We start from the raw sequence: 26707 nt of genomic DNA, 5'->3' as shown, positions 1-26707 counted from the left end.
TCCCCCGGCTCCCTGCTGGCAACAAAGAGCCGGGGGAAGGCCTCGGTGCGCTTACGTGGTCAGCCGGAGGGTACGGATCTCCCACGGCTCCAAGGTGAAGCGGTACCGGCCGGCAGCGCGCTCGGCGGCGATCTCCTCCCCGCGCAGGTCCACCGTGGCGACGGAGCTGAAGGCCCCCTCCAGGACGACGTCCCCGGCAGTGTCCGAGAGCAGGACGACGCGCGCTTCCACCGCCGGGCCCGCCGGCCTCAGGCTCGTGACCGCGACGTCCGTTCCGGCCACCCGCAGGCCACTGCGCGGTTCCGGAAGGGCGCTGTTCCGTTCCGCCGTGCCGCGGAAAACAAGCGGCTCAGCATTGAACTGCTCGGCCTGGCGCACTGCCCCGGCGTCCTTGTAGCCGCGGGAGGAGGCCGCGACGGCCAGTTCCACGTCCACCAGGGTGCCGGGTTCCTGCCCGCCCGGGATCGGGATCTCCGAGGCGGCGGGCTCGTCCCGGAGCGGGTGCACATTGACACTGATCGACCCCACCGCGCGCACCAGGGTCAGGGCCAGTTCCTTCCCGTCGACCACGTCGTACTCCGTGGCCTCGCGGACAAGGACCGTCGCCGGCCCGGCGGACACGAAGCTGTAGGCGGGGAAGGTCGGCAGCGGGAATTCGCCGCCGCCGCCTTCGGCCGTCAGGCCGCGCGTCGTCACCGAGAACTGCCCTTCCGACGCCGATGAGGTCACCGCCTCGGGCAACGGGACGTGCAGCCGCAGCCGGTGGTCCGCGGCAGCGTTGGTGAACTGGACGCGCAGCCGCACGAACGGTTCGCCCTGCCGCAGCTCAACGAAGGTGTTGGTGCGCACTTCGGCCGTTTCGGTGCTGCGCAGGTCCGGGTCAGGGCCCAGGGCGACCGGCCACCGGTAGCTTCGGCTCACCACGGCCAGCGCGCGGACCGGGCCGGATTCGAGGATCCGCACCTCGGTCTCCTCCGGCTCCTCCACCAGCAGGTCCGCCGCCGGGGGCCCGTAGTTGTAGCTGTCGCCGCGGTCCCCGCCGTCGACGAGGCGGCCGATGCCGCGAAGGACCGTGCCGTCCTGCCCGGTGAGGTTCACTGTGCCGTCGTCAAGGATCTCGGCGGAGACGAGTCCGTTGTGCAGGACGCGCCCTTGGACACGGGTTCCCTCCCGTTCCGGCCGTGCCGGGCCCTGAAAGACACGGAACGGCGTGGTCCCCATGGCCGCCACGGGCACGCTGACCAGCACCTTGCGCCGCGGCTGGGCTTGGATCCGGACCTTCCAGTCGCCGGGGTGGTGCTCGACGGCGGCCTCCAGTTCGGTTCGGAACACCGCGACGTCGAACTGCTCCGATGACGGTACCTCGGCCACGTCGAATTCCACCCCGTGCGGGGTCACCCGGTACCCGTCGATCAGCTGGCCGAAGAGTTCCCGCCCGTGGATCCGGTTCAGCATCCGCTCCACCAGGACGCCGGAGTCCATCGATTCGTCGCCGAGCAGGGTCGGTGCCTCCCCGATCTCCTGCACCGGCAGGCGCGCGCCGTCCGCAGTCTCCGCGAGGACCGCGGCGACCGGGTCAGGGGCCGGGACCTGGAGTTCGACCGTCATGGTCCGGTCCGTCGTGAGCGTGTTGACCGCGACGTAGGAATCGCTGGGCACCTTCACCGCCAGGCTCCGGCCGACCTCGTCCCGGACGGCCCGCGCGATCTGGGCGGCCTCCTGCAGCCGCGCCTCGACCTGTTCGACGGTCTCGTCGGTACCGGAGCCGACCACCGAGTCGTGCGCGGTGGATTCGATGATGCGGCGCCAGGACATCCGGAAATAGGGGTCGAGGCCCTGCTGGCCGTGCTCGGCGGCCAGCCTCTCGGCGTCGAGCACCGTCCGCTCGGCCCGGGCCATGGCGATCTTCAGGTTCCTCCTGATCGAGAACACGCCGGGGAGAATGTTTCCCCGGTGGTGGGAGCGCAGTTCGCCCCGGACGGTGGCCAGCGGAGCCTCCGGGTCGAACTGGCCCAGGTATTCCTCGAGGGTGTTGACCGCGATGGGCCCGTGGACGCCGTCGAAGCGGCGCACGTGCTCCATCAGCCGGGGATCCGGCGCCATATGGTCGGTGCCCACCATGCCCAGGATCTGCTCGCCGTGGTACCGGGTGTCGGTGTCCTGGCGGTACTGCGCAATGTTCTGCGGGATGTGCTCGGGGATGGCCAGGATGTCCAGCGCGCTTCCGTACCCGTCAAAGAGGTATTCGGTGCGCACGGCAGAGCCGTCCGGAGCTTCCCACCGGAAGGCGTGCTCGGTCACGCTGGAGGGAACACCGCGCCACAGGCACGCGTGCCGGATGCCCGCGCGCCGGAGGATCTGGGGCATCTGGGCCACATGGCCGAACATGTCCGGGAGGTAGCCCACGTCCATGTGCCCGCCGAGGGCATCCGCACCCGCCATCCCCATCTGCAGGTTCCGCACAATGGTTTCGCCGGAGCAGAGGAATTCGTCCAGCAGGATCTGCCAGGGGCCCAGGGCCAGCTGGCCCCGGGCCACCATGTCCCTGACCCGCTTCTCGTTCTCGGGGCGGACTTCAAGGTAGTCCTCGATGGCGGCCGTCTGCCCGTCCAGCGTGAAACGGAACCGGGGGTCCGCTTCGGCCGTGGCGAGCACGGCGTCGAACATCTGGACCAGTTTGAACCGGAAGACCTGGAACGGCTCGTACCATTCGCGGTCCCAGTGCGTGTGCGGCACCAACGCGATGCCGGGGTCGTTTTCGGGGTTCACAGCTCGGAAGCCTCTCCGTTGATGGTGGTGCCCAGGGACCGTGCGAGGGCGCGGGCAATGAGCTGGCCCACCTGCACATCCGCGTAGCCCTCCGCGATGCCGGTGGGCGCGGGGACTCCGTCCCGGACCAGCGCGTGGAAGGCGGCGAGTTCGAGTTCGAAGGCCTCGGTCACTTCCCGCAGGGTCCGCCGGGACTCGCCGTCGCCGGCCTTCTCGGTCAGGCGCAGCGTGGTGGGGGCGTTGAGCAGGTAGGGGACGGTGAACCCGAGTTCGGCGGAGCCGCGCGTGTGGTGCATGGTCAGCGTCTCCCGGTAGGCCGGGTAGTCGGCCAGGAAATGCCAGTTCAGGTGAACCCGGGCGCCCTCGCCGATGGTGCCGCTGATTTCCAGCGAGCCCGGGTTGTCCTGCTGCGCCCAGTAGTGTGCGGCGTCGACCGTGCGCACCGGGCCGAACAGCGAACGCAGCAGCGCAATATCGTGGATGAGGCTTCCCAGCACCACGTTCGCGTAGAGCTTGCGCAGCTGGGCGGGCGCGTCCGCCCCCAGGGCCGCATCCAGGCACCGCTGGTCGGCGGCCAGCAGCGGCTCCAGCACCTCGCCCGGGATGTCCCCGGCCGGCGGACGGAGGTTGGCATAGGCAAGCTGGGATTCCCCGCTCGGGTGCAGGACCTCGACGTTGACGTACCGGATGTCTTCCGGCGCCGGCATGCACGCCTTCAGCGCACGCGTCGCCGGGTCGTACTCCTTCATATAGCCAAGCAGCAGCATCGGCCGGCCCTGCTCGGCCTCGGCCTTGCGCAACGCATCGATCTCGCCCAGCGAGAACGCGAGAGGCTTCTCGCAGAAGACGGCCACCCCCGCCTCGATGGCTTCCAGCGCCGCGGCCCCGTGCGAGCCGGAGGTCAGCAGGACGACGCCGTCCAGCGACTCCTGCGCGAGCATCTCCCCGAGGCTGCCGTAGCGGTGGACGTCCGGGACGCCGAACTGGGTGCCGACCTGGGCCAGCAGGGAGGGTGAAAGGTCCGCCACCGCTGCCAGTTCGAACAAGTCCCAGCGGCGCTGGATCAGGGGCAGGTGGACGGACTGGGCGACCGCGCCAAGCCCGGCGACGCCGATCCGCAGCGGCGCGCTCACGGGATCCACCGCCGCAGGGCCTCGCGGTTGGCGGCGTGGTCCCGGTCAGTGGAGTCGATGGTCTCCCCCGCTGCCGGGATCTTGTCCTGTTCCAGGACGAGCCAGCCGTCAAAGCCGGCGGCCAGCAGCTCATCCATGAAAGTCTCCAGGTCCAGGTCCCCCTCCCCGAGCGGAACGAAGGCTTTCCCTGCCCAGACGGCGCGCATGTCGCCCTTGTCCCGGACGACGGCGTTCAGCACGTCGACGCGGGCGTCCTTGATGTGCACGTGGTTGATGCGTGCGCCCCACTGCCGCAGCCCGGTCAAGGGATCACCGCCGCCGAGGATGAGGTGGCCGGTGTCCAGGGTGATGCCGACGTCGGTGCAGGCCAGGAAGCGGTCGATTTCCTCGGGTGTCTCGACGAAGGTGCAGGCGTGATGGTGGAAGGTGGGCTCCAGGCCGCGGCTGCGCACCAGGCCGGCCGCCGTTTCCATGTTGCGCGCGAAGGCGTCCCAGCCGCGGTCGTCCAGCCCCAGGCCGGGGCCGCCCCCCGGGTTGGCCCGGCGGCTCTGCGAGCCGCTGTCGGCGAGCGTCGGCTTGGGCGGCCGCGCCGGATCGACCGGGACAGCCTCGACGAAGTTGTCCAGGGCTTCCTGCAACACCGGCAGCGCCCGCGCGAAGGCGTCGTCGTCGCTGAAGGGCAGGTCCACCCAGCCGCCAGCGAGCGCCAGGCCGTAGCGGCGCAGCCGCTCGCGCAGTTCCTCGTCCCGGCCCAGGAACCCGATGGGTCCCAGGTCGACGCCGCTGTAGCCGCGGCGCTGCAGGACCTCGCACAATTCGTCGGGACCAGGCAGGACGGCGCCCTCCGCTGGTCCAAGTTCAAAGACGCCGAAGCTCACGGGGGCGCCAGCAAGGGAAATCATGCCGTCTCCATTTCAATGTTGTTCAGGTTGTTCAAAGTGTTCAGTGGCTTTTTCATTGGCACAGCGCTTCATTGACAGAGGGCTTCATTGACAGAGGGCTTCATTGACAGAGGGCGAGGACCGCGCGGTCGGCGGTCTCCAGCCGGTAGGGCCCTGCTGCGGCGGCTTCCACGGATTCGCGCGCGCTGCGGATGACGCGGCGGCGGCCTTCGAAATCCACCAGCAGCGCCCCTTCCGCGTCGATGGCCACCAGCTCGCCGTCGACCCGCAGCAGTACCGGCGCGCCGGTCCCCATGCTCAGGGCAGTCCGGCCGGCGGCCATCGCGGCCAGCAGGGCTTCTTCACCCGGTTCCTCGGCTGCCACCCAGGTGGTCGGCAGGCCGGGCGGGTGGCCGCCGGACTCGCGGTGGAAGTCTCCGCCGCCCAGCGGGATGGTGTCGGTGCCCCAGGCGTTCCACCAGGCCCAGATGCTCGTATCCGCGAGGTCCGGGAGCCAACTTTCATGCATGATTTCGGCGTGCGAGGGCTTGCGGGCCAGCGGCCACTGCCAGGAGCAGTCGCCGGAGACCGGATGGTTGATGGACAGGAAGCCGCCGCGCGTTTCGGTCTGCGTGACCCACTGGTCCGGGTGCTGCCTGAAGTCGACCCAGCCGATCCGGCCGTACGCGTTGGCGTGGCCCCGCGCCGTGGTGACTTCCTGCCCGGGGAGCAGGGAAATCCCGTAGGCCGCGCCGACGCCTGCCAGGTGCGGGTGGTGGCTGACCGTGTTGTGGTCCGTCACCGCCAGGAAGTCCAGGCCGCGGCCCGCCGCGCAGGCGGCCAGCTGGGGCAGGCTGAGGGCTCCGTCCGAGTGCAGGCTGTGGGCGTGGCAGTCCCCGGCGAACCACGTCAGCCCGGGGGCCGCCGGCAGCTGGCGGCGGGTGCTGGCGGGCACCGTCCCGGCCGGACGGCCGGCCGCCGGCTCGGGCTCCACCGGCCCGGTGGCCGGCGTGTTGATCCTCAGCTGCACCCGGACGCCCTCGGCCGGAACCTTGTGCAGCCCGAGAACCACCTTCCATTCGCCGTCTTCGAGCTCACCGGGGCAGTAGCCACCCGACGCCGCCTCCGGCGTGATCACGAAGCGGCTCTTCGCGCCCCCGGACCAGCCGCGCCAGCCCGCGGCGCCCATGCAGCCGAGATCGATGACGGCGCGCGAGGTGTCGTAGTCCAGCAGGACCTCGACCGAGCGCGCCGCGGCCAGTTCGAACGGCACCTCGAGGTAGGGCGTGGCCGCCCTGTCCTCGGGGGTGAGCGTCCTGACGATGTCCACGCTCAGTCCCCGATCCGCAGGCCTTCGGAGTCGAACAGCAGGGTGCGCCGCGGTTCGGAGGTCACCCAGACGGACGTCCCGATGGCGGGTTCGAAGTCCTCGCCCACCACCACCTGGACGTCCTGGTCGTGGCCGTCGAGCTGGACGGTGAGCAGCACCGCGGCCCCCAGGTTCTCCGAGACGGTGACGGATCCTGCGAGCGAGCCGGCCTTCGTCGACGTCGCGACGTCCAGGTATTCGGGCCGGGCGCCCCAGGTGACGGTCTGTCCCTCCCCGGCCAGCCCGGCGGCGCTCTGCGGCAGCGGAACGGCGGAGTTGCCGATCTGCACCTGGCCGTCCCGGACGGTTCCTTCCAGCAGGTTCATGGGGGTGGATCCGACGAAGGAGGCGACGAAGGTGTTGGCGGGGCGCTGGAACACTTCGCGGGGCGTGCCCAGCTGCTGCAGCTTCCCGGAGCGCATCACGGCGATGCGGTCCGCCAGCGCGAGCGCCTCGGCCTGGTCGTGCGTGACGAAGACGGTGGTGACGCCCAGGTCCAGCTGCAGTTTCTTCAGGAATGTCCGGGCCTCCAGGCGCAGCCGCGCGTCGAGGTTCGAGAGCGGCTCGTCGAACAGGAACACGTCCGGCCGGCTGCTCACCGCGCGGGCCAGGGCCACGCGCTGCTGCTGTCCCCCGGAGAGCTGGCCGGGCCGGCGCTCGAGGAGGCCCTGCAGGGAGAGCTTGCCGCCGACATCCTCGGCGCTGGTGCGGCGTTCCTGCTTGGAGACCTTCTGGATCTTCAGCGGGTACGAAATGTTGTCAGCGATCGACATGTGCGGGAACAGCGCGTAGTCCTGGAACACCATCGCGACGCGGCGCTGGCCCGGCTCCAGGTTGGTGACCTCCCGGTCCCCGATCCGGATGCTGCCCGACGTGGACTTCTCCAGGCCCGCGATCGTGCGCAGGAGGGTGGTCTTTCCGCAGCCGGAGGGGCCGAGCAGGGCGAAGAATTCGCCGTCGTTGATGGTCACGTCCATTTCGTCGACCCCGCGGACCCCGCCCGGATACTCCTTGACGAGGGAGTTCGTGGTGATGCTGGCCATTAGCTTTTGATACCTCCATGGAAGCGGAATCCGTAGCGCCGGTTGACGAAGAAGTACATGGCGATCACGGGAACAGAAAAGAGCAGGGAGAAGGCGGAGATGAGCGCCAGGTTCGGCTGGCCGCCTTCGGTGTAGAAGGTGTACATCACGACGGCGGCCGGGGATTTCGACGGCGAGCGCAGCAGGATGTACGGAACGAGGAAGTTGCCCCACACCTGCACGACGGCCCATACCGCGATGGTGGCCAGGCCCGGCCGTGCCAGCGGGATGACGACATCCCAGAGGATCCGCAGCGGCCGGGCGCCGTAGAGGCGGGCGGACTCCTCGTAGGACTTCGGGGTCGAGTCCATGAAGTCCTTGAGGATGAAGATGACGGTGGGCAGGATGCCGCCGCTGAGGACGAGGATCACCCCGAACTGGGAGTCGATCAGCCCGAGCTTGACCATCAGCAGGAAGGTCGGAACCATCGCCGCCGTGCCGGTGATGATCGAGGAGAGCAGCAGCAGTGTGTACAGCAGCACGTCCCGGCCCGGAATCCGTACCCGGGAAAGCGAATAGGAGGCGAGCGAACCCAGGACCAGGACCAGGACCATCGACCCCAGCGCCAGGATCAGGGAGTTGCCCAGGGAACCGATGGCGTTGGGGTTCGCCAGCAGGACCTTGAAGTTGTTGAAGGTGAACTCCGGCAGCTTCACATTCAGGCTCGGGTGCGCGTCGAAGGGCGCGAACACCAGCCACAGGACCGGGATCACGAAGAAGGCCAGCACCAGGGCGGTGAACACCGTCTTGCCCATGAGGCCGAGGAAGTGCCCCAGCATGTTGCGGCCTTCCCTTGCCGGGGTGGCACCTCGCTGTTCCGCGGTCATGATTTCCTCTCCTTGAGCAGGCGCAGGTACACGGTGGCAATGACGAGGTTGATGACGATCATGATGAGCGAGATCGCCGCGCCCTGTCCGAGCGCGCCGTCGTTCAGCGCCAGCCGGTAGATGAAAATCGGAAGGATGTTGGAGCGGTCGTCCGGGCCGCCCGCGGTCAGCAGGTACGGGGTGAAGGTGTTGAACGTCCACAGCGTGATCAGCAGCGTGTTGGTCAGGGCATGCCCGCGGATGTGCGGGAAGACCACGTCCCGCAGCTGCGCCCAGGTGCCCGCGCCGACCATCCGGGCGCTCTCCATCTGTGACGGAGGCACCGAGGCCAGCGCCGAGCTGAACAGCAGCATCGAGAACGCCGTGCCCACCCAGGTGTTGAAGACGATGATGCTCTGCAGCGGGTACTGCAGCAGCCAGGCCATGTGGCCTGTCGACAGCATCGCGTTCAAGGTGCCGTTGCTGCGGTCCAGCAGTGCGTACCAGAGGAAGGTCGTGACCGAGCTGGGGATGATCCAGGCCAGGAGCACGAAGAACTCCACGACGGCGCGCACCGGCTTCCTGACCCGGGTCATCGTCCAGGCGATGCTGAAGCCGAGGACGGACTGGCCGACCACAGCGGAGGCGAAGACAAAGACAATGGTCAGCCCGAGCGAGTTCAGGAACCGGTCATCGGAGAGGGCGTTGATGTAGTTGTCCAGCCCGACGAATTTGGGGTTGCGGGCGGCGGAGCCGCTGAGCCGGAAATTGGTGACCCCGAGGTAGAGCGTCCAGAGCGCGGGGAAGACGAGGAAGACCGAGATCAGCAGCAGGGCCGGCGCCAGGAACGCGGTGGCCCTGGCCTTTCCGAGGCCCGCCACGTCGCCGTCGTCGGCCACTTTCTTCTTCCTGGCCGGCCGGCCTGCGGCCGCCGAAACGGCGGCCGCAGGGGTTGACTTCAGTTCGTCACTTGGAGATCTTGTCGCTACCACCGACGATTCCTTCCAAGGCCTTTTCGTATCCGCTTCCAGCGTCCTGTGCCGACTTTCCGGAGGCAACCTCACCGGTGGCCTTCTGCAGCGCGGCCGACACCTGGGTGTAGTCCGGCAGGGCAGGGCGGTAGGCAGTGATCGGGAGGACTTCGGTGGAGATGAACTTCAGGAGCGGGTCAGAGGACAGGATCTCGGCGTTGACGTCGTCGCGGGCGGAGATCTGCGGGTTGGACCCGATCCGGGCCTTGATGGCGTCGGCCGAGCTCATGAACTGCAGCAGCTCCCACGCCTGCTGCGGGTACTTGGTCTTCGGATTGATGACCTCCGCGGACCCGCCGGACATGCTGACGAACCCTGCACCGTTGGGGCCCTTGCCTGCGGATTCGGCAGGAATCTTGGCCCAGCCGACCGTGGAATCCCGGTCGGCCATCGGGTCGATGCCGGTCTTCGGGTTGATCACCGAGCGCCAAAGGTAGTCGCTTTCGATCAGGATGCCGAGCTTGTTCTGCGAGAACTCCTGGAAGGACTTGTCCCGGCCCTTCGCGTCCTGCTGCAGCAGCGGGTCGCCGAGCTTCTCCGGCCCGTACACCTTGGAGTAGAAGTTCAGGACGTCCTGGACCTGCTGGCTGTCGCCCTGCCACTTCCCGTCCTTGTAGATGGACTGCCCGGTGCCCTGCAGCAGCGGCAGGAACCCCTGCATGGTCGCCGCCTCGCCCATGGCGGTTCCGGCGTTGATCTGCAGCGGCGTCACGCCCTGGAGGCTCTTGAGCTTGCGGGCGGCGTCCAGGATGTCGTTCCAGCTCTTTGGCTGCCAGTCGGAGGGAAGGCCGGCCTGGGCGAAGAGCTTCTTGTTGAAGTACACCACCCGGCCGTCGGTTCCGTCCGGCACGCCGTACAGGTTGCCGTCGTAGGTGGTGACCTGCTGGACGGCGGGCTTGATCTGCTTCCAGCCGTCCCACTGCTGGACTTTGTCCTTGCCGACGACGTCGTTGAGCGGCTTGATGTAGCCCGCATCGGCGAACTCGCCCAACCAGATGCCGTCGACCGCCACGACGTCGGCGCCTTGGCCGGTGGACAGGTCCAGGGAGATCTTCGTCTTGTAGGCCTCGTCGTCGACGCCGTTGGGCTGGAAGTTCACTTTGGCGTTGACGCCCTTGGCCTTCTCCGCCTCCTCGAACTTGGGGATCACGTAATTAGTGATCCAGTCCGCACCCGCTGCGTTCTTTCCGCCGGAAATCTCGTTGCCGGTGATGGTCAGGGTGACGTCCTTGGCATCCCCGTTTTGGTTGGCGTTCGAAGCGCCGGAGTCCGAGCCGCCGCAGGCCGTCAGGGCCACAGCGCCCATCAGCAGACCCGCCGTTGCAGCAATAATTCTCTTCCCAGTCATATCAGGGTTCCCCTGGAGTGAAGGCTCCGCGAAGCGAAGCATGATCGGTAGATTGTCCGCACTTACTAACAATGTCGTGTGACGCAAGCCACTATAACAACGACAGGATAGACTTAGTCAACTTAGTTGAGTTAGGGGGTCCCATGTCGCGTGGGTCAAATCTTGAACGGGTCGGCACGTTCAACCAGGCCGTCATCCTGGACATCGTCCGGCGGTCGGACAGCGGCGTCAGCCGCGTCGAGCTCGTCCAAGCCACGGGGCTCTCCACCCAGACGGTTTCCAACATCGTGCGCAAGCTGCTCGACCTGGGATTGATCAACGAGACGGGCAAGGTGTCCGGCGGCACGGGCAAACCGCGGACAGTGCTCAACATCGACCCGAACAGCAGATACGCCGTCGGAATCCACCTCGACCCCTCGGTCATGACCTTCGTCCTGCTGGATCTGTCCGGGACCGTGGTGGCCCGCTCGCATGTGTCGGTCCAGGCTGTGGCGGACCCGGAACGGACCATCCAGAAGATGGCCACAGCGATGAGCGGCCTGATCGAGGAGGCGGAAGTGCCCCGGGAGCGGGTGCTCGGCGTCGGGATCGCCGCACCGGGGCCGATCGATCTTCAACGCGGGGTGGTGGTCGGCCCTCCCCTGCTGACCGGCTGGGACCGCGTGGAGCTGCGCGAATCCCTGGGCGCCGCCACGGGTTTTCCGGTGTTCCTGGACAAGGATTCAACGGCCGCCACGCACGCCGAGCTGTGGATCAGCGAGAACCCGTCCGCGCAGAACTTCGCCTTCATCTATCTGGGAACGGGCCTCGGGGCGGGCCTGGTGGCCGACGGGGCGGTAGTGCGCGGCTCCTCGAACAACGTCGGGGAGATCGGGCATATTGCCACCGGCCCCGGCGGCGCGAAGTGCAGCTGCGGCCGGAACGGGTGCGTCGGGGTGTCGATCATGCCGGTCCATCTCGTGCGCGAGGCAGTGGCACGCGGGGTGATCGACGGCTCGTTCGACGACGCCGACCTGCAGGGAATTGCCGCCCGGTTCCGCCAGCTCGCGGACCAGGCGGACCGCGGCGACACCCGCGCCGCGCGGATCCTCGACGGCGCAGCCGCCAGGCTGGCGCGCGCGGTCGAGGACGTCGCGAACCTGATGGACGCGGACCGGATAGTCTTTGGCGGCCCGTCCTGGTCACCGGTCAGCAAGCGCTACCTGGGAATCCTGCGCTCGGCGCTGGCCACGCGGCTGGCGGTGGGTTCGATTCACCAGGTGGAGCTCGTGGGCTCGGTCCTCGGGGAGGACATCGCCGCCATCGGTGCCGGCTGCCTCGTTTTGGACCACGTGCTGTCCCCGCGGCCCGGCGGCCTGCTGCTGGAAAAGCAGTCCGGGAGCGCAGCCGCGGCCCACTAAATCATTCAAATGGATTTAGTCAGCCGGCTTTGTCCTCGATGTCGGTCACGGAGATCATCTCCACGCCTTTCACCAGGTTGAGCGAGATGACCGAGTTCTCGACCGCGCGGGGCGAGCCGGTCAGCTTCAGCACGATGTCCTGGTGCCGGATGCCCTGCTCGCCGCTGCCCCGGCCAAAGAGGTCCGTCCGCATTTCGAGGTCGCTGACCTTCAGCCCGTGTTCGGCGATCGTCATGATGATGTGCCGCAGCACGCCCTGCCCGTCGACGTAGCGGATCATCAGCGCCCGTCTGGACGTGCGGGAGTGCGGCATTCTGCGGGTGAGCGGGCCGATGCCCATCGTGACGAGCAGGTAGGCAACGACGACGCCGGGAGCGACCACGAACATCCCCGCGCCGGCCGCCATGCCAACGGCAGCGACGAGCCAGACGCTGGCTGCGGTCGTCAGGCCCCGGACGGTGTCGCGGCGGACGAAGATCAGCCCGGCGCCGATGAAGCCGATGCCGGAGACCACCTGTGCCGCCACCCGCGAACCGTCCACGGAGTAGCCTGCCAGCCGGAGTGTGTCGTCGAAACCATACTTGGAAATGACCATGAACAGGGCCGCGCCCATCCCCACCAGGGTGTGCGTGCGAAGGCCCGCGGATTTCTGGTGGAACTCCCGCTCGAGTCCGATCACCATTGAGAGCACCACGGCCAGGCCGATGTGAATCAGGTAGTAGGACTCGGGTTGCACCGGCTTCCCCTTTCGCTGCTCATGGTGTCGCTGCTCACCGTGCCGGGACGGGCCGGTACTTGAGGATCGCGGTGCCGCCCTCGTCGCCGTCGTCGGGCGCCACCCAGAGCAGCGGCACGCCCCCGGCATCGGTCAGGGCAAACGGGTTGCGGGTGAGGACATGGCCGGCGCGCGAATACAGCGGGAGCGGGAATTCCGCGGCGACGCGGCCGCCGGCGGCGTCGACCAGGCCGATCCCGCCGAGCTCGAACGGGCCGGACGGCCCCGGCAGGATCTTGATGCCGCCGCAGGCCACCATGCCCCCGCCGATCGACTGGCAGTCCTGGTAGTCAATGAAGGAGTGGGGGTTCGGCCAGCGGCCCACCTCGTGCCCGTCCGCCGTCCAGGTCCGGAACGCGCGGGTGCCCCAGCTGCCGCCGTGCACCAGGCCGGTTTCCGGGTCCCGGGTGACCCAGCCGACGTGATCGTCCACCCGGAAGCGCTCCCTCGGTTCGAGGGTGTCGGCATCGACCGCGTAGATCATGCTGCGGCCGCCGGGCCGGTACTCGGCCACCGGGACCCACACCGCCGAGCCGTCGAAGTCGATGCCGCCCGGGTGGTAGAGGTCGCCGCTGCCGAGGCACACGTCGTCCAGGAGCGTTCCCGCGGTGTCGAGGACGAACAGATGGGCCGTTCCGCGTCCGGGCGTGCGGCCCCCGGCAGCCGTCTTCCGCGGGGCCTCGGCTACCTCAACGGAGGAAAGGAAGATCCGGTCTCCGGCAATCGCGATTCCTTGCGGATGGTGGGTCGGAAAGCTCAACGGCATCGTGCCCGCCGGCTCCCAGTCCGTCGCAGGGCTGAGCGCATCGAGCAGGTCTGCCGCGGCCCTCACGTCTCGTTCCGGATGCCCGCGCGCCACAAGGTGTACAGCTCCTCGGCAACCCCCGGTGCCGCGGCGAGGATCCCGCCCTGGGCGGGAAACAGGTTCTCGTTGCCGTCTTCGTCGAGCACCACTCCCCCGGCCTCGCGCACGATCAGCGCGGCCGCCAGGTGGTCCATCGGACCGAAGGACCCGATGACGGCGCCTGCACCTCTGCCGGCAGCGATGCCTGCCAGGGTGAGTGTTCCCGACCCCATGATCCGCAGCGTCGCATGCCGGCGGCCGGCCTGCTCGAGCAGACTGAGCATGCCCGGCCAGGGCAGGTGCTGGGCAAGTTCGGTGAGCACTACTGCGCCTGCGAGCGAGGTGAACGGCTCCCGTCCCTGGTCGATCCGGAGTTCTGCCCCGTCCCGCCGGGCACCGTGGCCCGCGACGGCTTCGAGGATTTCGCCGCGCCATGGGTCCGCGACGACGGCCGCATACGGGGTGCGGTCGACCGCCAGTGCCAGTGAGAACGCCGTCCACGGAACTCCGTTGGCCAGGTTGGTTGTCCCGTCCACCGGGTCGAGGTACCAGCACGGGACGCCCTTGACGGCGGCTCCGCCGTATTCCTCGCCAACGAAGGCATGGCCGGGGAAGCGAGCCTCGACCACTTCCCTGACGTGACGCTCGACAGCCAGGTCCACCGCGGTCACCAGGTCCGCCTCGTTGGCCTTCGTGGAGATGGTGCCGCGCTCCGCGGTCCGGGTGAAATCGACGGCCCATTCGGCGAGCTCGCGCATCGTCAGGTGTGCCTCGAAGAGCTCCTCCCCGGTCAGCCGGCCCGGCGGCTCCGGCGCGTCCCAGGCCCCGGGGCCGGCGTCGACCGTGCGCTGCAGCAGGCCCAGCCTGTTCGTGGTGACCGCGTCCGCCCCGAGGCGGAGCACCCACTGCATGTCCGCTTCATCGTCCACCGTCCAGCAGGAGACCCGGTAGCCGGCGTCATGGATCGCTTCCACCATGCCCTCGCTCAGCACGACGTACTCGGAGTTGACGAACTCGGGCCGGAGCTCATTGAGCAGCTCGCGCGGAGGTGCCACCCGCCGGTTCCACGGGAGCCAGATCCGGGCGTCCCCGTCGACGGACCGGATGGTGCGCATCGCGTCGATGTGCCCGCACCAGGCGACGTCGGCGCCGGTGGCCTGCACGACGGCGGCAGCAGCCGCGGCAGGTGCGGCTTCGTCCATGTCGATGAGCAGCGTTGATCCGGACCCGCGCAGGAGCTCCAGGGCCTCGCTCAGGAGCGGGATCGTGTCCGTGCCGGAACCGAGCCCGGCCAGCTGTGCGTACGTCTGCGCGGAGACCAGTTCGTCCCGGCCCCACAGCCGCAGCAGCGAGGCGTCATGCAGCAGGACGACCTGCCCGTCGGCGGTGACGCGGACGTCCACCTCCACGAAGTCGGCGCCGGCGTCTCTGGCCGACTCGATGGCGGCGAGAGTGTTCTCCCGGTACTTCTCCGAGTCCCCGCGGTGCGCGGTGACGCAGGCCAGGCGTTCGGGGGCCCTGCGCAGCGCGCCCATCAGGCCTGTCCCCCGTTCACAGGCTGGTCGGCGTCCACGCGCTGGTCGCCGCGGAAGGTCATGGCACGGGTGATCAGTGCGTGGCCCGCCTCCCCGACTGCCGGGGACTCGCCGGAGGCGAAGCTGCGCAGCAGCGCGTCTTCGCGGCGCAGGAACAGTTCCTGGAAATGCCCCCGGGGCACGACCCTTTCGACCACCGCCGGAAGGGAGCCGGGTACGGGCTCGCGGGAGAACTTCACATCCTCCGGGCGGACCCCCACGACGTCGGAACCGTCGCTGATCCGCCCGTCCCGGTAGCTTCCCTCAAACCGGTTCAGGCTGCCGACGAACGTGGCCACGAACTCGGTGCGCGGCCTGGCGTAAAGGTCGGCGGGTGTGCTGAACTGCTCAATCTTCCCGGCGTTCATCACCGCGATCCTGTCCGAAATGGACATCGCTTCTTCCTGGTCGTGCGTCACGATGACCGTGGTGATCCCCAGCCGCTGCTGGATGCCGCGGATGTCCTCACGGACCTTGACCCGCAGCTTCGCGTCGAGGTTGCTCAAGGGTTCGTCGAGCAGCAGCAGCTGCGGTTCCTGCACCAGGGCCCGCGCGAGCGCCACCCGCTGCTGTTCACCGCCGGAAATCCGCGCCGGTCGGGACTGCTTGTGGTGCAGGAGGTTCACCAGCTCCAGCACAGCGTCCACCCGCTCCTCGATCTCCTTCTTCGGCCGCTTGCGCAGCTTGAGCGGGAACGCGACGTTCTTGAAGACGGTCATGTGCGGCCACAAGGCGTAGTTCTGGAAGACCATCGCGCTGGGCCGTTTCTCGGCCCCGAGGTGGGAGACCTCGCGCCCGTTGACCTGGATGGAACCGCCGTCGGGGTCCAGGAAGCCTGCGATCATCCGCAACGTGGTCGTCTTGCCGCAGCCGGAGGGACCGAGCAGCGAGACCAGCTCGCCCTCGTTGACCTGCAGGTCCAGATTGTCGATGATCGTCCGCCCGCCCAGGACCTTGTGCAGCCCGCGGACGGTCAGGCCTTCCCCGGATGCGGCGCGGTTCCCACCGTCGCCGGCGGGGGCTCCGCCGAGTGCGGGTTCTGTCGTTGTGCTCACTTCGGTCTCGTCTCGTGTGGAAAACAGCGTCATTTGATCTGGAAGCCTTCGGCGAGGTGGCCGCCGGCAATGTGCTTGTGGGCCGCCGTCATCAGGGCCACTGACGGAATCGCCAGCAGGATGGAGAACACGGCCGCCACCTGGTTCGGATAGTTCAGCACCAGGCTGTACATCTGGGTCGGCATGGTCATGAAGACCGGGGCGCCCACCAGGTACGTGCCCTGCGCCTCGTCGAAGGAGGCCAGGAAGGACATCACCATCGCCACCAGGATGCCGGGGAAGGCCATCGGGAGGGTGACGGAGGTGAGCACCCTCAGCTTCGATGCGCCGGCGTCGCGCGCTGCCTCCTCCAGGCTGCGCGGCACTGCCGCGAAGGCAGCGGCCGGGATCCAGGTCATGAACACGACGGTGCCCAGGATGTGGATGATCAGGACGCCGGTGATGGTGTTCATCAGGTTCAGTGCGTAGAACAGGGAGGCGATGGTGACGAACAGCCCCATCTTCGGGAACGCGTTGGTGGCGAAAAGTCCGATGAGGAAGGTCCTCCTCCCCCAGAACTCGTGGCGCGCGAAAGCGTAGGCCGCGGGCAGGCAGATGATCGAGGAAAGAAGCACTGTCATCGGCGCGAAGAACAGGGAGTTCTGCACGGCCACACCCAGCGACTTGTCGCTGAGCACAACCTGCCACCACCGCATCGTCCACGACGACGGCAGCAGGTTCGGATAGCTCCAGCTCTCCGAGAAGGCGTGCAGGCCAAGCCAGACCAGCGGCCCGATAATGAAGATGGTCATTAGCAGCACGAACAGGCCCACCAGGAGCATCACGGCCGGCCCGGGTCCGCTCTTCCGGCGGCGGGGCGTCACGGTCGCCGTCATGCTTTCCCCTGTTCCTTGGCCGAACGGAAGTTCGCCCAGACATAGAGCGCCGCGAGTCCGGAGGCGATCACGAAGACAGCGAAGGCCATCACCACGGACTGCTGCGGCTGGTTGAAGGACGAGAAGTAGTTGGACATGTCCACGCCTAGCATGTTCGGCGAGTTCGGCCCCAGGAAGTACGGCACGGTGAACGAGCCGACCACGCCGATCGCGGTGAACGTCGTCGCGATGATGATCGGGATGAACGCCATCGGGACGATCACGGACAGCACGATCCGCACGAACCCGGCGCCGGCGTCGCGCGCGGCCTCGATCATCGCGTCCGGAACGGCCTGCAGCCCGGAGGTGATCATCAGCGTGGCGAAGGGCAGCGAGGTCCAGACGGAGCCGATGATCACGGCGACCATGGTGAAGGACCACACCGGGAACTCGACGCCGAGGTGGGCGAAGAAGCTGCGCATGAAGCCGTCACCGGAGTAGAACGTCAGGATGGCCCACGAGGAGATCACCACCGGGATGAACAGCGGAACGATCGCGAGCCCCGAGAGCAGCCGGGCGATCCTGCCGCCGCGCAGTTTCAGGAACAGCCCGATGCCAAGAGCGAGGCTGATCACGAGGACGGTCGCCAGCACCGTCACCAGCACGGTGACGCCCAGGTCCGTCAGGAACCGCTGGTTGGAGAAGACCTCCTGGTAGGCAGCGAGGGTGCCGAAGCCGCTGGTGCTCTCGTGCACGTTCTGGCCGATGATGGCGACCGTGTGGTTCAGGCCGCCGGTGAAGCCGAGGCTGAACCCCAGGGCCAGCACAATCGGAAATCCGACGAAGACGAGGATCAGCAGCACCGGCGGCAGCGCCAGCAGGAACCCGACCGGCCGGAACGTCCGGCGCTTGCGCACCGAGGTCGTTCCGGCGTCGGCCGTACGCTCAGGGAGCGTGACTGTCACTGGCCCGGGACCTTCTGGTCCCACAGGTTGTTGATGTCCTTGCCCATCTGGTCGTAGTAGCCCTTGCGCAGGTTGTTGGTGTCGGCGTTCTTGAACTTGGCCTTCACCTCGGACGGGAGCTTGTCGAGCGAGATGGCCGGGAACCCGGAGATCTGCTTGACGATGGCAGCCTGGGCGTCAGGGGTGAGCACGAAGTTCGCGAGCTTCAGGGCCGCTTCCTGGCGGGGCGAGCTGGCGGGGATGCCGAGATAGGCGGCGCCGCCGGTGAAGGACGGGTCGGAGATCTGCGTGACGTCAACCGAGTCGGGGATCTGTCCGTTGGTCTTGCCCGTGATGAACTGGTCCGACCAGACGGGAGCCATCGAGATCTGGCCGCTGGCCAGCAGGTCCAGCGTCTGCTGGTTGCCGTTGGGGTACACACCCTTCTGGTAGACGTACGGGTTCAGCGACTTGAGGGTCGCGAAGCCCTGGTCCCAGTAGCTCTCGAGATCCTTCTCGTAGCCGACGGTCATCTTCTGCCGGGCATCGGCGGGAACGTACTTGTCCAGCACTGTCGCGACGAAGGCGCCGCCGGAGCCGCCGGACTTCGGCGAGTTATAGGTGAACTTACCCGGGTGGGCCTTGATCCATGCCAGGAGATCGTCGAGGGTCTTCGGGGGCGTGGGTACCGTCTTCGTGTCGTACGCCAGCAGCACCGCCGAGCCGCGGTAGGGAATGCCGCCGCTGCCTCCGGCCTTCACCACATCGGCCGGGATATCCGAGAGGGCGGAAATGGAGGACGGGCTGACCGGGGTGAGCAGGTTGGCGGCCGAAGCCTTGGCCACGAAACCGGCATCCACCAGGTCGAAGCCCGGGTCCTGCTTTTGTTCATGGGCACTGGTCAGTTTGGCGAGCGTCTGTGCGTCGTGTTCGCCGTGCAGATCGATGTTGATCTTCACGCTGTAGCCGGGGTTCGCCTTTTCAAAGGCGGGGACGAGGGCCTTCTCCCAGAGGTTCTGGACGTTGGCATCGCCGCTGATGAAGACGGTGACGGTCTTGGAATCGGAGCCACCGCCGTTGCCTTGGGACGCGGCGGTGCTGCTCTGCGCACACCCCGTCGTTGTCAGTGCGGCCGCGGCGACGACGGCGGCGGCCGGGATGAGACGCTTGAGTACCACGTGGATTCCTTACGCAGAAGTGAGTTGGATCACGCAATCCCGAGGGATTGCACCGATGGTACAAGTCAGACCTACTGATGTAAATATGTCCTGACGTTCTAATGAACTCGGAGTTACGGCCAGGCGAAGCGACGACGGCTGCGCGCGGTCCGCGGGCAGCCGTCGAAGACGCGTTCACGCGCCAAAGGTTTCAGCGTCCTTCCAAGGCCGCCCGGCTGGCAGTGAAGGCCTGCACGCAGGCTTCGACGTCGTCGGCGCTGTGGGCCGCCGAAAGCTGGACCCGGATGCGGGCCGCGCCGCGGGGCACCACCGGGAAGCTGAACGCCGTGACATACACGCCGTGCTCGAGCATCGCCTCGGCCATCCTGCCCGCGAGTACGGCGTCGCCGAACATCACCGGGATGATGGCGTGTTCGCCGTCGAGCAGATCGAAGCCCTCCTCCGTCATCCGCCGGCGGAAGAGCGCGGCGTTGGCGCGCAGCGTCTCCCTCAACTCCCCGCTTCCCGCTACGAGGTCCAGCGCCTTCAGCGTCGCTGCGGCGATGGCCGGGGCGAGGCTGTTCGAGAAAAGGTAGGGCCGCGCCTTCTGTCGGAGCATGGCGATGACCTCCGCACGGCCTGAGACGTAGCCTCCCGAGGCCCCGCCGAGCGCCTTGCCGAAGGTGCCGGTGTAGATGTCCACGCGGTCGGAAACGCCGGCGTCTTCGGGTGTGCCCGCTCCGGTGGCCCCGATGAAGCCGACGGCGTGCGAGTCATCGACCATGACCATGGCGTCGTACTTCTCGGCCAGCTCGCAGATCTGCCTCAGCGGCGCGAAGTAGCCGTCCATGGAGAAGACGCCGTCGGTGACCACCAGCTTGCGCCGGGCTCCGGAGGCTTCCTTCAGGCGCTCCTCGAGTTCGGCCATGTCCCGGTTGGCGTACCGGAACCGCCGGGCCTTGCTGAGCCGGATGCCGTCGATGATGGAGGCGTGGTTCAGCGCATCGGAGATCACCGCGTCCTCGGCGCCGAGCAGGGATTCGAAGACCCCGCCGTTGGCGTCGAAGCAGGAGGAAAAAAGAATCGTATCCTCGGTGCCGAGGAAAGCCGAGACCCGGGACTCAAGCTCCAGGTGCACGTCCTGGGTGCCGCAGATGAAGCGCACCGAGGCCATGCCGAAGCCGCGCTCGTCCATCGCGTGCTTGGCCGCCCGGATGATCTCCGGGTGGTCGGCCAGGCCCAGGTAGTTGTTGGCACAGAAGTTCAGCACCTCCTTCGCCGGGCCGTTGCCCGCGACGGAACCGGCGGAGATGTGGCTGGACTGCGGGGAGGTGATCCGCCGCTCGGCCTTGAACAGGCCGGAACTGCGCAGTTCCTCCAGCTCGCCGGCCAGCTGGGTCTTGATTGCTGAGTACATCTCTCTCCTGCCCTAGATTTCTGTCCAGTCGAGCACAACCTTGCCGCCGACGCCCTGCCGCGCCAGGTCGAAGCCGCGCTCCCATTCCGCTGCCGGCAGCTTGTCGGTGACCACGCTGGAGACCGCCGCGTGCAGCCGCGCGTCGGACTGCAGGATGGCACTCATCGCGTTCCAGGTCTCGAACATTTCGCGGCCGTAGATGCCCTTCAACGTGAGCATGTGCGTGACCACAATGCCCCAGTCGATGTCGACGGGCGACGACGGCAGGCCCAGCATCGCAATCCGGCCGCCGTGGTTCATGTTCCTGATCATGTCGGGCAGCGCGGCCGGATGCCCGGACATTTCCATGCCGACGTCGAACCCCTCCTTCATGCCGAGGCTGCGCTGGGCTTCGCTGACCGACGTCGTGCCGACGTTGATGGCCAGGTCCGCTCCCATGGTGCGGGCCAGGGCGAGCCGGGGCTCGCTGACATCGGTGATCACAATGAAACGGGCGCCGGCGTGGCGGGCGACGGCGACCGCCATCAACCCGATGGGCCCGGCGCCGGTGATCAGCACGTCCTCGCCCACGAGCCGGAAGGTCAGGGCGGTGTGCACGGCGTTGCCGAACGGGTCGAAGATGGCGCCCAGCTCCGGGGTGATGGCCTCATGGTGGACCCAGACGTTGCTTTCCGGGAGCACGACGTACTCGGCGAACGCGCCGTCCCGCTGGACGCCCACGGAAACCGTGTGGATGCACAGTTGTCGGCGGCCGGCCCGGCAGTTGCGGCACAGGCCGCAGACGATGTGGCCCTCCCCGGAGACCATGTCCCCCACCGTGACGTTGCGGACTTCGTCTCCGGTTGCGGCCACCTCGCCGTAGAACTCGTGGCCGGGGATGACGGGGGGCGTGAGCATGGCCTGCGCGGCCTTGTCCCAGGACTGGATGTGCAGGTCGGTGCCGCAGATTCCGGTGGTGATGACCCGGATCAGCACGTCCGCGGGGCCGGGTTGCGGCACCGGACGGTCGACCAGTTCGAGGCCGGCCTGTGGGCCGGACTTGTAGAGCGCCTTCACTCGTGGCTTCCTTTCAGCGCGTCGTTGCGCTGGGGTTTCGGTACCGGCCCGCTGAGTGACCGGTCGGTCAGTTCAACCATAAGGGTTGGGCGGTACCATCGGCTCATGAAGCCGTTCCTGCTGCTCGCGTGCCGCCCCGAGGACGCCGCCGGCGATGACGAGTACCGGGCGTTCCTCGAGTACGGCGGTCTGCATGAGCGGGACCTGCACCGGGTGCGGATGGAGGCCGGCCCCGTGCCGGAACTGGACCTGGACCGCTACAGCGGCGTCTTCCTCGGCGGCAGCCCGTTCAATTCCAGCGACCCCGAGGAGCGCAAGTCCGCCGTGCAGCGCCGTGTCGAGGCGGAACTGGGCGCGGTGCTGGACCGCCTGGTACAGCTGGATTTCCCGTTCCTGGGCGCGTGCTACGGCATCGGCTCGCTCGGGCGGCACCAGGGCGCCGTGGTGGACCGCACCTTCGGTGAACCGATCGGGGCGGTCGAGGTGACAGTGAGCGCCGCCGGCCGCGAGGATCCGCTGCTGCGCGGGCTTCCGGCGTCCTTTCCTGCTTTCGTGGGGCACAAGGAGGCCGTCCGGCAGCTGCCGGCCCACGCCGTCGTACTTGCTTCTTCGGCCGCATGCCCGGTGCAGATGTTCCGGGTCCGGCAGAACCTGTACGCCACCCAGTTCCACCCCGAACTGGACGTGGAAGGCATCCTCACCCGGATCGACGTGTACCGGCATGCAGGGTACTTCCCGCCGGAAGAGGCTGATGCGCTCAAGGAGTCGCTGCGGCCGCTCGAGGTGGAGGTGCCGAAACGGATCCTCTCAGCATTCGTGGCCCGCTACGGGAGGTAACGGGCCACGGGAATGCCATTGGTGCCGAAGGCGTCAGGAGGAGAAGACTCCCGGCAGGGCACTCGGTGAGGGCGACGGCGACTGCTGTTGCTGCTGATCGTCCGAGTCCCCGTCCTGGCGGTGCATGCCGCGCATGCCGCCCATGCCGTGCCGGCCCTGGGCGTTCTGGCCGAATCCGCCGAGCTTGCCGTCCACGATGTTCGTGGCGGTGACGCCGCTGCCGGACTTGTCGCCGACGATGCGGACCTCGTCGCCGGACTTCAGGTCCGACGCCGAGACCTTGGCGGGCCGCTGCGAGGACGTGGTGTCGACCTTGCGGATGACGGTCTTGTCGTTGATCGCATAGGTCTGGCTGAACCCGTCAGCGCTTTTGACAGTGATCGAGGTGCTGCTGACGGCGTCGACCGTGCCCTTCTGGAGCAGGACCGTGACGTAGCTGCCGTTGCGCTGGACCACGAACTCGCCGTGCAGGGCGTTCATCATGCCGCGCAGGCCCTTCATCGGCCCGCGCATGCCGTTCTGCTGGCCGGGCGTGGCCGACGGCGAGGGCGAGGGTGTGGCGGTGTTGGTGGCGGCGAAGACCGCGGCCGCGCCGGCGCCGGAGAGGGCGACGGTGACGCCCCCGGCAATGAGCAGTGTGCGCAGGCGCCGGTTCTTCGGAGCCTCCGGGCTGTTCAGAGGTGACATTGACGACATTGAAAAATCCTTTCGCAGTGCCCCAGGGTGCCGGCTGTATCACGCCGACATCTCGATTGTGGGGTCCGTACCTGTGGCGGCCCTGTGAAACACCTCAAGAACTCCCGGCGGACTGCGGCGGGGCCGGGGGCGGACCACATGCGCGACTTTGCAGGCCCCGGAGACGCCGGCGGGCCGCCCCTTTGGGAAAGGACGGCCCGCGGTGCGCCTGTGAGGGCTGACTGAGGTGCTAAACGCCGAGGCGCTCCAGGATGAGCTCCCGGACGCGGCCGGCGTCGGCCTGGCCCTTGGTCGCCTTCATGACGCCGCCCACAATCGCTCCGATTGCCTGCACCTTTCCGCCGCGGATCTTGTCCGCGACGTCCGGCTGGGCGGCCAGCGCGGCGTCGATCGCCTCGAGCAGCGCGCCGTCGTCGGACACCACGGCCAGGCCGCGCTTGTCCACGACCTCTGCGGGGGTGCCTTCGCCGGCGAGGACGCCGTCGAGCACCTCGCGGGCCAGCTTGTCGTTGATCTTGCCGGACTCGATCAGCCGGTTCAGGTCCACGATGGTCTGCGGGCTGACGCCCAGATCCGCCGGGTCCACTTCGGCCAGCTTGGCGCGGCGGGCGATCTCGCCCATCCACCACTTGCGGGCGACGGCGGCCGTCGTGCCGGCGGCGATGGTTTCCTCGATCTCGTCCAGCACGCCGGCGTTGACGACGTCGCGGAACTCCAGGTCGGAGTAGCCCCAGGCTTCCTTCAGCCGCTTGCGGCGCTCGGCCGGCGGCTCGGGCAGCTGGGCGCGCAGTTCCTCGACCCATTCCCGGGACGCCACGACCGGAACCAGGTCCGGTTCCGGGAAGTACCGGTAGTCGTCCGCGTCGGACTTGGGCCGCCCCGCCGTGGTGGAGCGGGTGTCCTCGTGCCAGTGCCGGGTCTCCTGCACCACGGGCTCGCCGGAGTCCAGCACGGCCGCGTGCCGCTGGATCTCGTACCGGACCGCGTGCTCGACGGCGCGCAGAGAGTTCACGTTCTTGGTCTCCGAGCGGATCCCGAAACGCTCCTGGCCGTGCGGGCGCAGCGACACGTTGGCGTCGCAGCGCACGTTGCCGCGTTCCATCCGCGCGTCGGACACGCCGAGGTTCTTGACGATCTCACGGATCGCCGCGACGTACGCCTTGGCCAGCTCCGGAGCCCGCCGGCCCGCGCCCTCGATGGGCTTGGTGACGATCTCGACCAGCGGGACGCCGGCACGGTTGTAGTCCACCAGCGAGAATTCGGCGCCCTGGATGCGCCCGGTGGCCCCGCCCATGTGGGTCAGCTTGCCGGCGTCCTCCTCCATGTGCGCGCGCTCGATGGCGACCGTGAAGACGGTGCCGTCCTCCAGTTCGATGTCGATCGAACCGTCGTAGGCGATCGGCTCGTCGTACTGCGAGGTCTGGAAGTTCTTCGGGGTGTCCGGGTAGAAGTAGTTCTTCCGGGCGAAGTGGCTCTTGTCGGCGATCTTGCAGCCCAGGGCCAGGCCGATCTTGATCGAGGACTCGACGGCGGTCTTGTTCACCACGGGCAGGACGCCGGGCAGTCCCAGGTCCACCTCGTTGACGTTGGTGTTCGGCTCGTCGCCGAAGACGTTCGGCGCAGAGGAGAACATCTTGGTCCTGGTGTTCAGCTCGACGTGCACCTCGAAGCCCAGGACAGGGTCGTACTTCTCCATGGCTTCATCGAAGGACAGAATCTGATCGCTCATCAGCGCGAACCTCCCAGCACGGGGGCCTGGGCCAGCAGCGGGCCGCCCCACTTTTCCTCAAGCAGTGATTCCAGCACGGCGCCCACCCGGTACAGGCGGGCATCCTCGCGGGCCGGGGCGAGCAACTGCACGCCCACCGGCAGGCCGTCTTCCTCGGCGAGGCCGCCGGGCAGCGACAGTCCGGGCACGCCGGCCATGTTCGCGGGGATGGTCGCGACGTCGTTCAGGTACATCGCCAGCGGATCATCCAGCTTCTCCCCCAGCTTGAACGCCGTGGTCGGCGCGGTCGGGGAAATCAGCACGTCGGCCTGCGCGAACGCGGCGTCGAAATCGCGCTGGATGAGCGTGCGGACCTTCTGCGCCGAGCCGTAGTACGCGTCGTAGTAGCCGGCGGAGAGGGCGTAGGTGCCCAGGATGATCCGGCGCTTGACCTCGTCGCCGAAGCCGGCGGCGCGGGTGGCACCCATGACGCGCTCGATGGTCATCGGCCCGTCCTCGGGCAGGACCCGCAGGCCGTACCGGACGCCGTCGAACTTTGCCAGGTTGGAGGACGCCTCGGAGGGCATGATCAGGTAGTAGGCGCCGAGGGCGTGCTCGAAGTTCGGGCAGGAGACCTCGACGATCTCGGCCCCGGCGCCGCGCAGCAGCTCCAGCGCCTCGGCGAAGCGTGCCTGCACGCCGGGCTGGTAGCCCTCCCCGCCGAGTTCCTTCACGACGCCGATCCGCAGGCCCTTCACGTCCCCGCGCTTGGCGGCTTCGACGAGGCTGCCCACCGGATCCGGCAGGGAGGTCGAGTCGAACGGGTCGTGGCCGCCGATGACTTCATGCAGCAGCGCCGAATCCAGCACCGACCGGGAGACCGGGCCGATCTGGTCCAGCGAGGACGCCATCGCGATCGCGCCGTAACGGGACACGCCGCCGTAGGTCGGCTTCACGCCCACCGTGCCGGTGACGGCGCCCGGCTGGCGGATGGAGCCGCCGGTGTCCGTGCCCAGCGCCAGCGGCGCTTCGAAGGCCGCGACGGCGGCAGCGGACCCGCCGCCGGAGCCGCCGGGGATGCGGTCCAGGTCCCACGGGTTGCGGGTGGGGCCGAAGGCGGAGTGTTCGGTGGAGGAGCCCATGGCGAACTCGTCCAGGTTGGTCTTGCCCAGGATGGGCATCCGGGCGGCGCGCAGCTTCTTCACGACCGTGGCGTCGTACGGGCTGTGCCAGCCCTCGAGGATCTTCGAGCCGGCGGTGGTGGGCTGGCCGACGGTGACGATGAGGTCCTTGACCGCGATCGGCACCCCGGCGAGGGCGTGCAGTTGCTCGCCCGCCGCGCGGGACTTGTCCACGCCGGCCGCGACGGCCAGCGCTTCCTCGGTGTTCACGTGCAGGAACGCGTTCACGTCCCCGTCGACGTCGGCGATCCGGTCCAGGTGGGCCTGGGTGACCTCGACGGCGGACACCTCGCCCGCGGCCAGCTTCGCAGCCAGGACCGCGGCGGAATTCTTGATCAGTTCAGACATGCTCGCGCCTTACTCCTCATCCAGGATTGCGGGGACCTTGAAGCGGCCGTCCTCGGAGTCCGGCGCCCCGGAGAGTGCCTGCTCGGCGGTCAGGGTGTGGCCGACCACGTCCTCGCGGAAGACGTTGCTCAACGGGATCGGGTGCGAGGTGGCCGGCACGTCGTCCCCGGCCACGGCGCTGACAGCCTTGACTGCGTCCACGATGACGGCCAGTTCGCCCGCCATCCTGTCCAGTTCGGCGTCGCCCATGTCGATGTGAGCCAGCCGTGCGAGGTGCACGACGTCCTCACGGTTGATTTCAGCCATGAATCTCCCCTGGAAGGTGAATCGGAAAGTGGGTTCCCCGCTAGTCTACCGGCGCCCCGGTGCGCCGTTTCGCGGGCGTGCGCCGTCGTCGTCGTCCTCGCGGCCCCGCGACTGTGCAGAACATGCCGCCTCCAGG

General features: G+C 68.2%; 23 protein-coding genes. 2 read left to right on the top strand and 21 right to left on the bottom strand.

Annotated features, from left to right (window positions below; translation table 11 throughout):
• Nucleotides 1-51: 51 nt before the first annotated feature.
• The 8 genes from KIH31_RS08235 to KIH31_RS08200 all read right to left on the bottom strand — a co-directional run bounded on the left by KIH31_RS08235 (nucleotide 52) and on the right by KIH31_RS08200 (nucleotide 10419).
• A complete protein-coding gene (locus KIH31_RS08235) occupies nucleotides 52-2769 on the bottom strand; it encodes a hypothetical protein (RefSeq protein WP_214426600.1) in 2718 nt (905 codons plus the stop codon).
• Nucleotides 2766-3902: a Gfo/Idh/MocA family protein gene (locus tag KIH31_RS08230; protein ID WP_214426599.1), complete on the bottom strand. Its 1137-nt coding sequence runs from the start codon at nucleotides 3900-3902 to the stop codon at nucleotides 2766-2768. The genes KIH31_RS08235 and KIH31_RS08230 overlap by 4 nt, the downstream gene beginning before the upstream one ends.
• Nucleotides 3899-4804 (bottom strand): TIM barrel protein, encoded by a 906-nt coding sequence (locus KIH31_RS08225; RefSeq protein ID WP_214426598.1) that lies wholly within the window; start codon nucleotides 4802-4804, stop codon nucleotides 3899-3901. Before KIH31_RS08225 ends, KIH31_RS08230 begins: the two co-directional genes overlap by 4 nt.
• A 100-nt stretch (nucleotides 4805-4904) precedes the next feature.
• Entirely contained in the window at nucleotides 4905-6113 is a 1209-nt protein-coding gene (locus KIH31_RS08220) for a CehA/McbA family metallohydrolase (protein WP_214426597.1), read from the bottom strand.
• Nucleotides 6114-6115: 2 nt separating this feature from the next.
• Nucleotides 6116-7195 carry an ABC transporter ATP-binding protein gene (locus tag KIH31_RS08215; protein WP_214426596.1) on the bottom strand — a complete coding sequence of 360 codons (1080 nt, stop codon included), beginning with the start codon at nucleotides 7193-7195 and terminating at the stop codon, nucleotides 6116-6118.
• On the bottom strand, nucleotides 7195-8061 hold the full coding sequence (locus tag KIH31_RS08210) for a carbohydrate ABC transporter permease (RefSeq protein ID WP_214426595.1): 867 nt from the start codon (nucleotides 8059-8061) through the stop codon (nucleotides 7195-7197). Before KIH31_RS08210 ends, KIH31_RS08215 begins: the two co-directional genes overlap by 1 nt.
• On the bottom strand, nucleotides 8058-9032 hold the full coding sequence (locus tag KIH31_RS08205; protein WP_307857584.1) for a sugar ABC transporter permease: 975 nt from the start codon (nucleotides 9030-9032) through the stop codon (nucleotides 8058-8060). The genes KIH31_RS08210 and KIH31_RS08205 overlap by 4 nt, the downstream gene beginning before the upstream one ends.
• A complete protein-coding gene (locus KIH31_RS08200; RefSeq protein WP_214426594.1) occupies nucleotides 9007-10419 on the bottom strand; it encodes an extracellular solute-binding protein in 1413 nt (470 codons plus the stop codon). The genes KIH31_RS08205 and KIH31_RS08200 overlap by 26 nt, the downstream gene beginning before the upstream one ends.
• A 143-nt stretch (nucleotides 10420-10562) precedes the next feature.
• Here KIH31_RS08200 and KIH31_RS08195 point away from each other — a divergent pair, with 143 nt between their 5' ends.
• Nucleotides 10563-11819, top strand: coding sequence for an ROK family transcriptional regulator (locus tag KIH31_RS08195; RefSeq protein WP_214426593.1), 1257 nt, complete (start codon nucleotides 10563-10565; stop codon nucleotides 11817-11819).
• Between the two features lie 19 nt (nucleotides 11820-11838).
• On the opposite strand, the gene KIH31_RS08190 is transcribed toward KIH31_RS08195, so the two are convergent.
• From KIH31_RS08190 to tdh, 9 genes are all read right to left on the bottom strand, one after another.
• Nucleotides 11839-12555 carry an MgtC/SapB family protein gene (locus KIH31_RS08190; RefSeq protein WP_307857583.1) on the bottom strand — a complete coding sequence of 239 codons (717 nt, stop codon included), beginning with the start codon at nucleotides 12553-12555 and terminating at the stop codon, nucleotides 11839-11841.
• A 34-nt stretch (nucleotides 12556-12589) separates the two neighbouring features.
• Nucleotides 12590-13426, bottom strand: a complete 837-nt coding sequence (locus tag KIH31_RS08185) for a DUF6454 family protein (protein WP_214426591.1) — start codon at nucleotides 13424-13426, stop codon at nucleotides 12590-12592.
• Nucleotides 13423-14973 carry an inositol monophosphatase family protein gene (locus KIH31_RS18100; RefSeq protein WP_250545660.1) on the bottom strand — a complete coding sequence of 517 codons (1551 nt, stop codon included), beginning with the start codon at nucleotides 14971-14973 and terminating at the stop codon, nucleotides 13423-13425. Before KIH31_RS18100 ends, KIH31_RS08185 begins: the two co-directional genes overlap by 4 nt.
• Nucleotides 14973-16067 carry an ABC transporter ATP-binding protein gene (locus KIH31_RS08170; RefSeq protein WP_307857582.1) on the bottom strand — a complete coding sequence of 365 codons (1095 nt, stop codon included), beginning with the start codon at nucleotides 16065-16067 and terminating at the stop codon, nucleotides 14973-14975. Before KIH31_RS08170 ends, KIH31_RS18100 begins: the two co-directional genes overlap by 1 nt.
• 29 nt (nucleotides 16068-16096) lie before the next feature.
• A complete protein-coding gene (locus tag KIH31_RS08165) occupies nucleotides 16097-16942 on the bottom strand; it encodes an ABC transporter permease (protein ID WP_250545659.1) in 846 nt (281 codons plus the stop codon).
• On the bottom strand, nucleotides 16939-17886 hold the full coding sequence (locus tag KIH31_RS08160; protein WP_307857581.1) for a sugar ABC transporter permease: 948 nt from the start codon (nucleotides 17884-17886) through the stop codon (nucleotides 16939-16941). The genes KIH31_RS08165 and KIH31_RS08160 overlap by 4 nt, the downstream gene beginning before the upstream one ends.
• Nucleotides 17883-19043 (bottom strand): extracellular solute-binding protein, encoded by a 1161-nt coding sequence (locus tag KIH31_RS08155; RefSeq protein WP_214426589.1) that lies wholly within the window; start codon nucleotides 19041-19043, stop codon nucleotides 17883-17885. The genes KIH31_RS08160 and KIH31_RS08155 overlap by 4 nt, the downstream gene beginning before the upstream one ends.
• A gap of 190 nt (nucleotides 19044-19233) precedes the next feature.
• Complete coding sequence (locus KIH31_RS08150) at nucleotides 19234-20439, bottom strand: glycine C-acetyltransferase (RefSeq protein WP_214426588.1); 1206 nt, start codon at nucleotides 20437-20439, stop codon at nucleotides 19234-19236.
• Nucleotides 20440-20451: 12 nt separating this feature from the next.
• Nucleotides 20452-21495 (bottom strand): L-threonine 3-dehydrogenase, encoded by a 1044-nt coding sequence (tdh, locus tag KIH31_RS08145; protein ID WP_214426587.1) that lies wholly within the window; start codon nucleotides 21493-21495, stop codon nucleotides 20452-20454.
• A 105-nt stretch (nucleotides 21496-21600) separates the two neighbouring features.
• Between tdh and KIH31_RS08140 the strand changes: the two genes are divergently transcribed.
• Nucleotides 21601-22332, top strand: a complete 732-nt coding sequence (locus KIH31_RS08140; protein ID WP_214426586.1) for a glutamine amidotransferase — start codon at nucleotides 21601-21603, stop codon at nucleotides 22330-22332.
• A 33-nt stretch (nucleotides 22333-22365) separates the two neighbouring features.
• Here KIH31_RS08140 and KIH31_RS08135 read toward each other — a convergent pair whose 3' ends face one another.
• The 4 genes from KIH31_RS08135 to gatC all read right to left on the bottom strand — a co-directional run bounded on the left by KIH31_RS08135 (nucleotide 22366) and on the right by gatC (nucleotide 26571).
• Nucleotides 22366-23019 (bottom strand): DUF5666 domain-containing protein, encoded by a 654-nt coding sequence (locus tag KIH31_RS08135; RefSeq protein ID WP_214426585.1) that lies wholly within the window; start codon nucleotides 23017-23019, stop codon nucleotides 22366-22368.
• 238 nt (nucleotides 23020-23257) lie between these two features.
• On the bottom strand, nucleotides 23258-24757 hold the full coding sequence (gene gatB, locus KIH31_RS08130; protein ID WP_214426584.1) for an Asp-tRNA(Asn)/Glu-tRNA(Gln) amidotransferase subunit GatB: 1500 nt from the start codon (nucleotides 24755-24757) through the stop codon (nucleotides 23258-23260).
• Nucleotides 24757-26265, bottom strand: a complete 1509-nt coding sequence (gene gatA, locus KIH31_RS08125; RefSeq protein ID WP_214426583.1) for an Asp-tRNA(Asn)/Glu-tRNA(Gln) amidotransferase subunit GatA — start codon at nucleotides 26263-26265, stop codon at nucleotides 24757-24759. The genes gatB and gatA overlap by 1 nt, the downstream gene beginning before the upstream one ends.
• Nucleotides 26266-26274: 9 nt before the next feature.
• Nucleotides 26275-26571 (bottom strand): Asp-tRNA(Asn)/Glu-tRNA(Gln) amidotransferase subunit GatC, encoded by a 297-nt coding sequence (gatC, locus tag KIH31_RS08120; protein ID WP_214426582.1) that lies wholly within the window; start codon nucleotides 26569-26571, stop codon nucleotides 26275-26277.
• Between the last annotated feature and the right edge of the window lie 136 nt (nucleotides 26572-26707).

It is taken from the genome of Paenarthrobacter sp. DKR-5 (assembly GCF_018531425.1).
Classification (GTDB): Bacteria; Actinomycetota; Actinomycetes; order Actinomycetales; family Micrococcaceae; genus DKR-5.
The sequence above is the reverse complement of the archived record's forward strand: the minus strand, read 5'-3'. Positions and strand labels throughout refer to the sequence as shown.

What these genes read in the sequence shown, in the direction of transcription:
- KIH31_RS08225 (WP_214426598.1), bottom strand. Translation starts at nt 4,804, where the DNA reads ATGATTTCCCTTGCTGGCGCCCCCGTGAGCTTCGGCGTCTTTGAACTT.
- KIH31_RS08215 (WP_214426596.1), bottom strand. Translation starts at nt 7,195, where the DNA reads ATGGCCAGCATCACCACGAACTCCCTCGTCAAGGAGTATCCGGGCGGG.
- KIH31_RS08210 (WP_214426595.1), bottom strand. Translation starts at nt 8,061, where the DNA reads ATGACCGCGGAACAGCGAGGTGCCACCCCGGCAAGGGAAGGCCGCAAC.
- KIH31_RS08200 (WP_214426594.1), bottom strand. Translation starts at nt 10,419, where the DNA reads ATGACTGGGAAGAGAATTATTGCTGCAACGGCGGGTCTGCTGATGGGC.
- KIH31_RS08195 (WP_214426593.1), top strand. Translation starts at nt 10,563, where the DNA reads ATGTCGCGTGGGTCAAATCTTGAACGGGTCGGCACGTTCAACCAGGCC.
- KIH31_RS18100 (WP_250545660.1), bottom strand. Translation starts at nt 14,973, where the DNA reads ATGGGCGCGCTGCGCAGGGCCCCCGAACGCCTGGCCTGCGTCACCGCG.
- KIH31_RS08165 (WP_250545659.1), bottom strand. Translation starts at nt 16,942, where the DNA reads ATGACGGCGACCGTGACGCCCCGCCGCCGGAAGAGCGGACCCGGGCCG.
- KIH31_RS08150 (WP_214426588.1), bottom strand. Translation starts at nt 20,439, where the DNA reads ATGTACTCAGCAATCAAGACCCAGCTGGCCGGCGAGCTGGAGGAACTG.
- KIH31_RS08140 (WP_214426586.1), top strand. Translation starts at nt 21,601, where the DNA reads ATGAAGCCGTTCCTGCTGCTCGCGTGCCGCCCCGAGGACGCCGCCGGC.
- KIH31_RS08135 (WP_214426585.1), bottom strand. Translation starts at nt 23,019, where the DNA reads ATGTCACCTCTGAACAGCCCGGAGGCTCCGAAGAACCGGCGCCTGCGC.
- gatB (WP_214426584.1), bottom strand. Translation starts at nt 24,757, where the DNA reads ATGAGCGATCAGATTCTGTCCTTCGATGAAGCCATGGAGAAGTACGAC.
- gatA (WP_214426583.1), bottom strand. Translation starts at nt 26,265, where the DNA reads ATGTCTGAACTGATCAAGAATTCCGCCGCGGTCCTGGCTGCGAAGCTG.
- gatC (WP_214426582.1), bottom strand. Translation starts at nt 26,571, where the DNA reads ATGGCTGAAATCAACCGTGAGGACGTCGTGCACCTCGCACGGCTGGCT.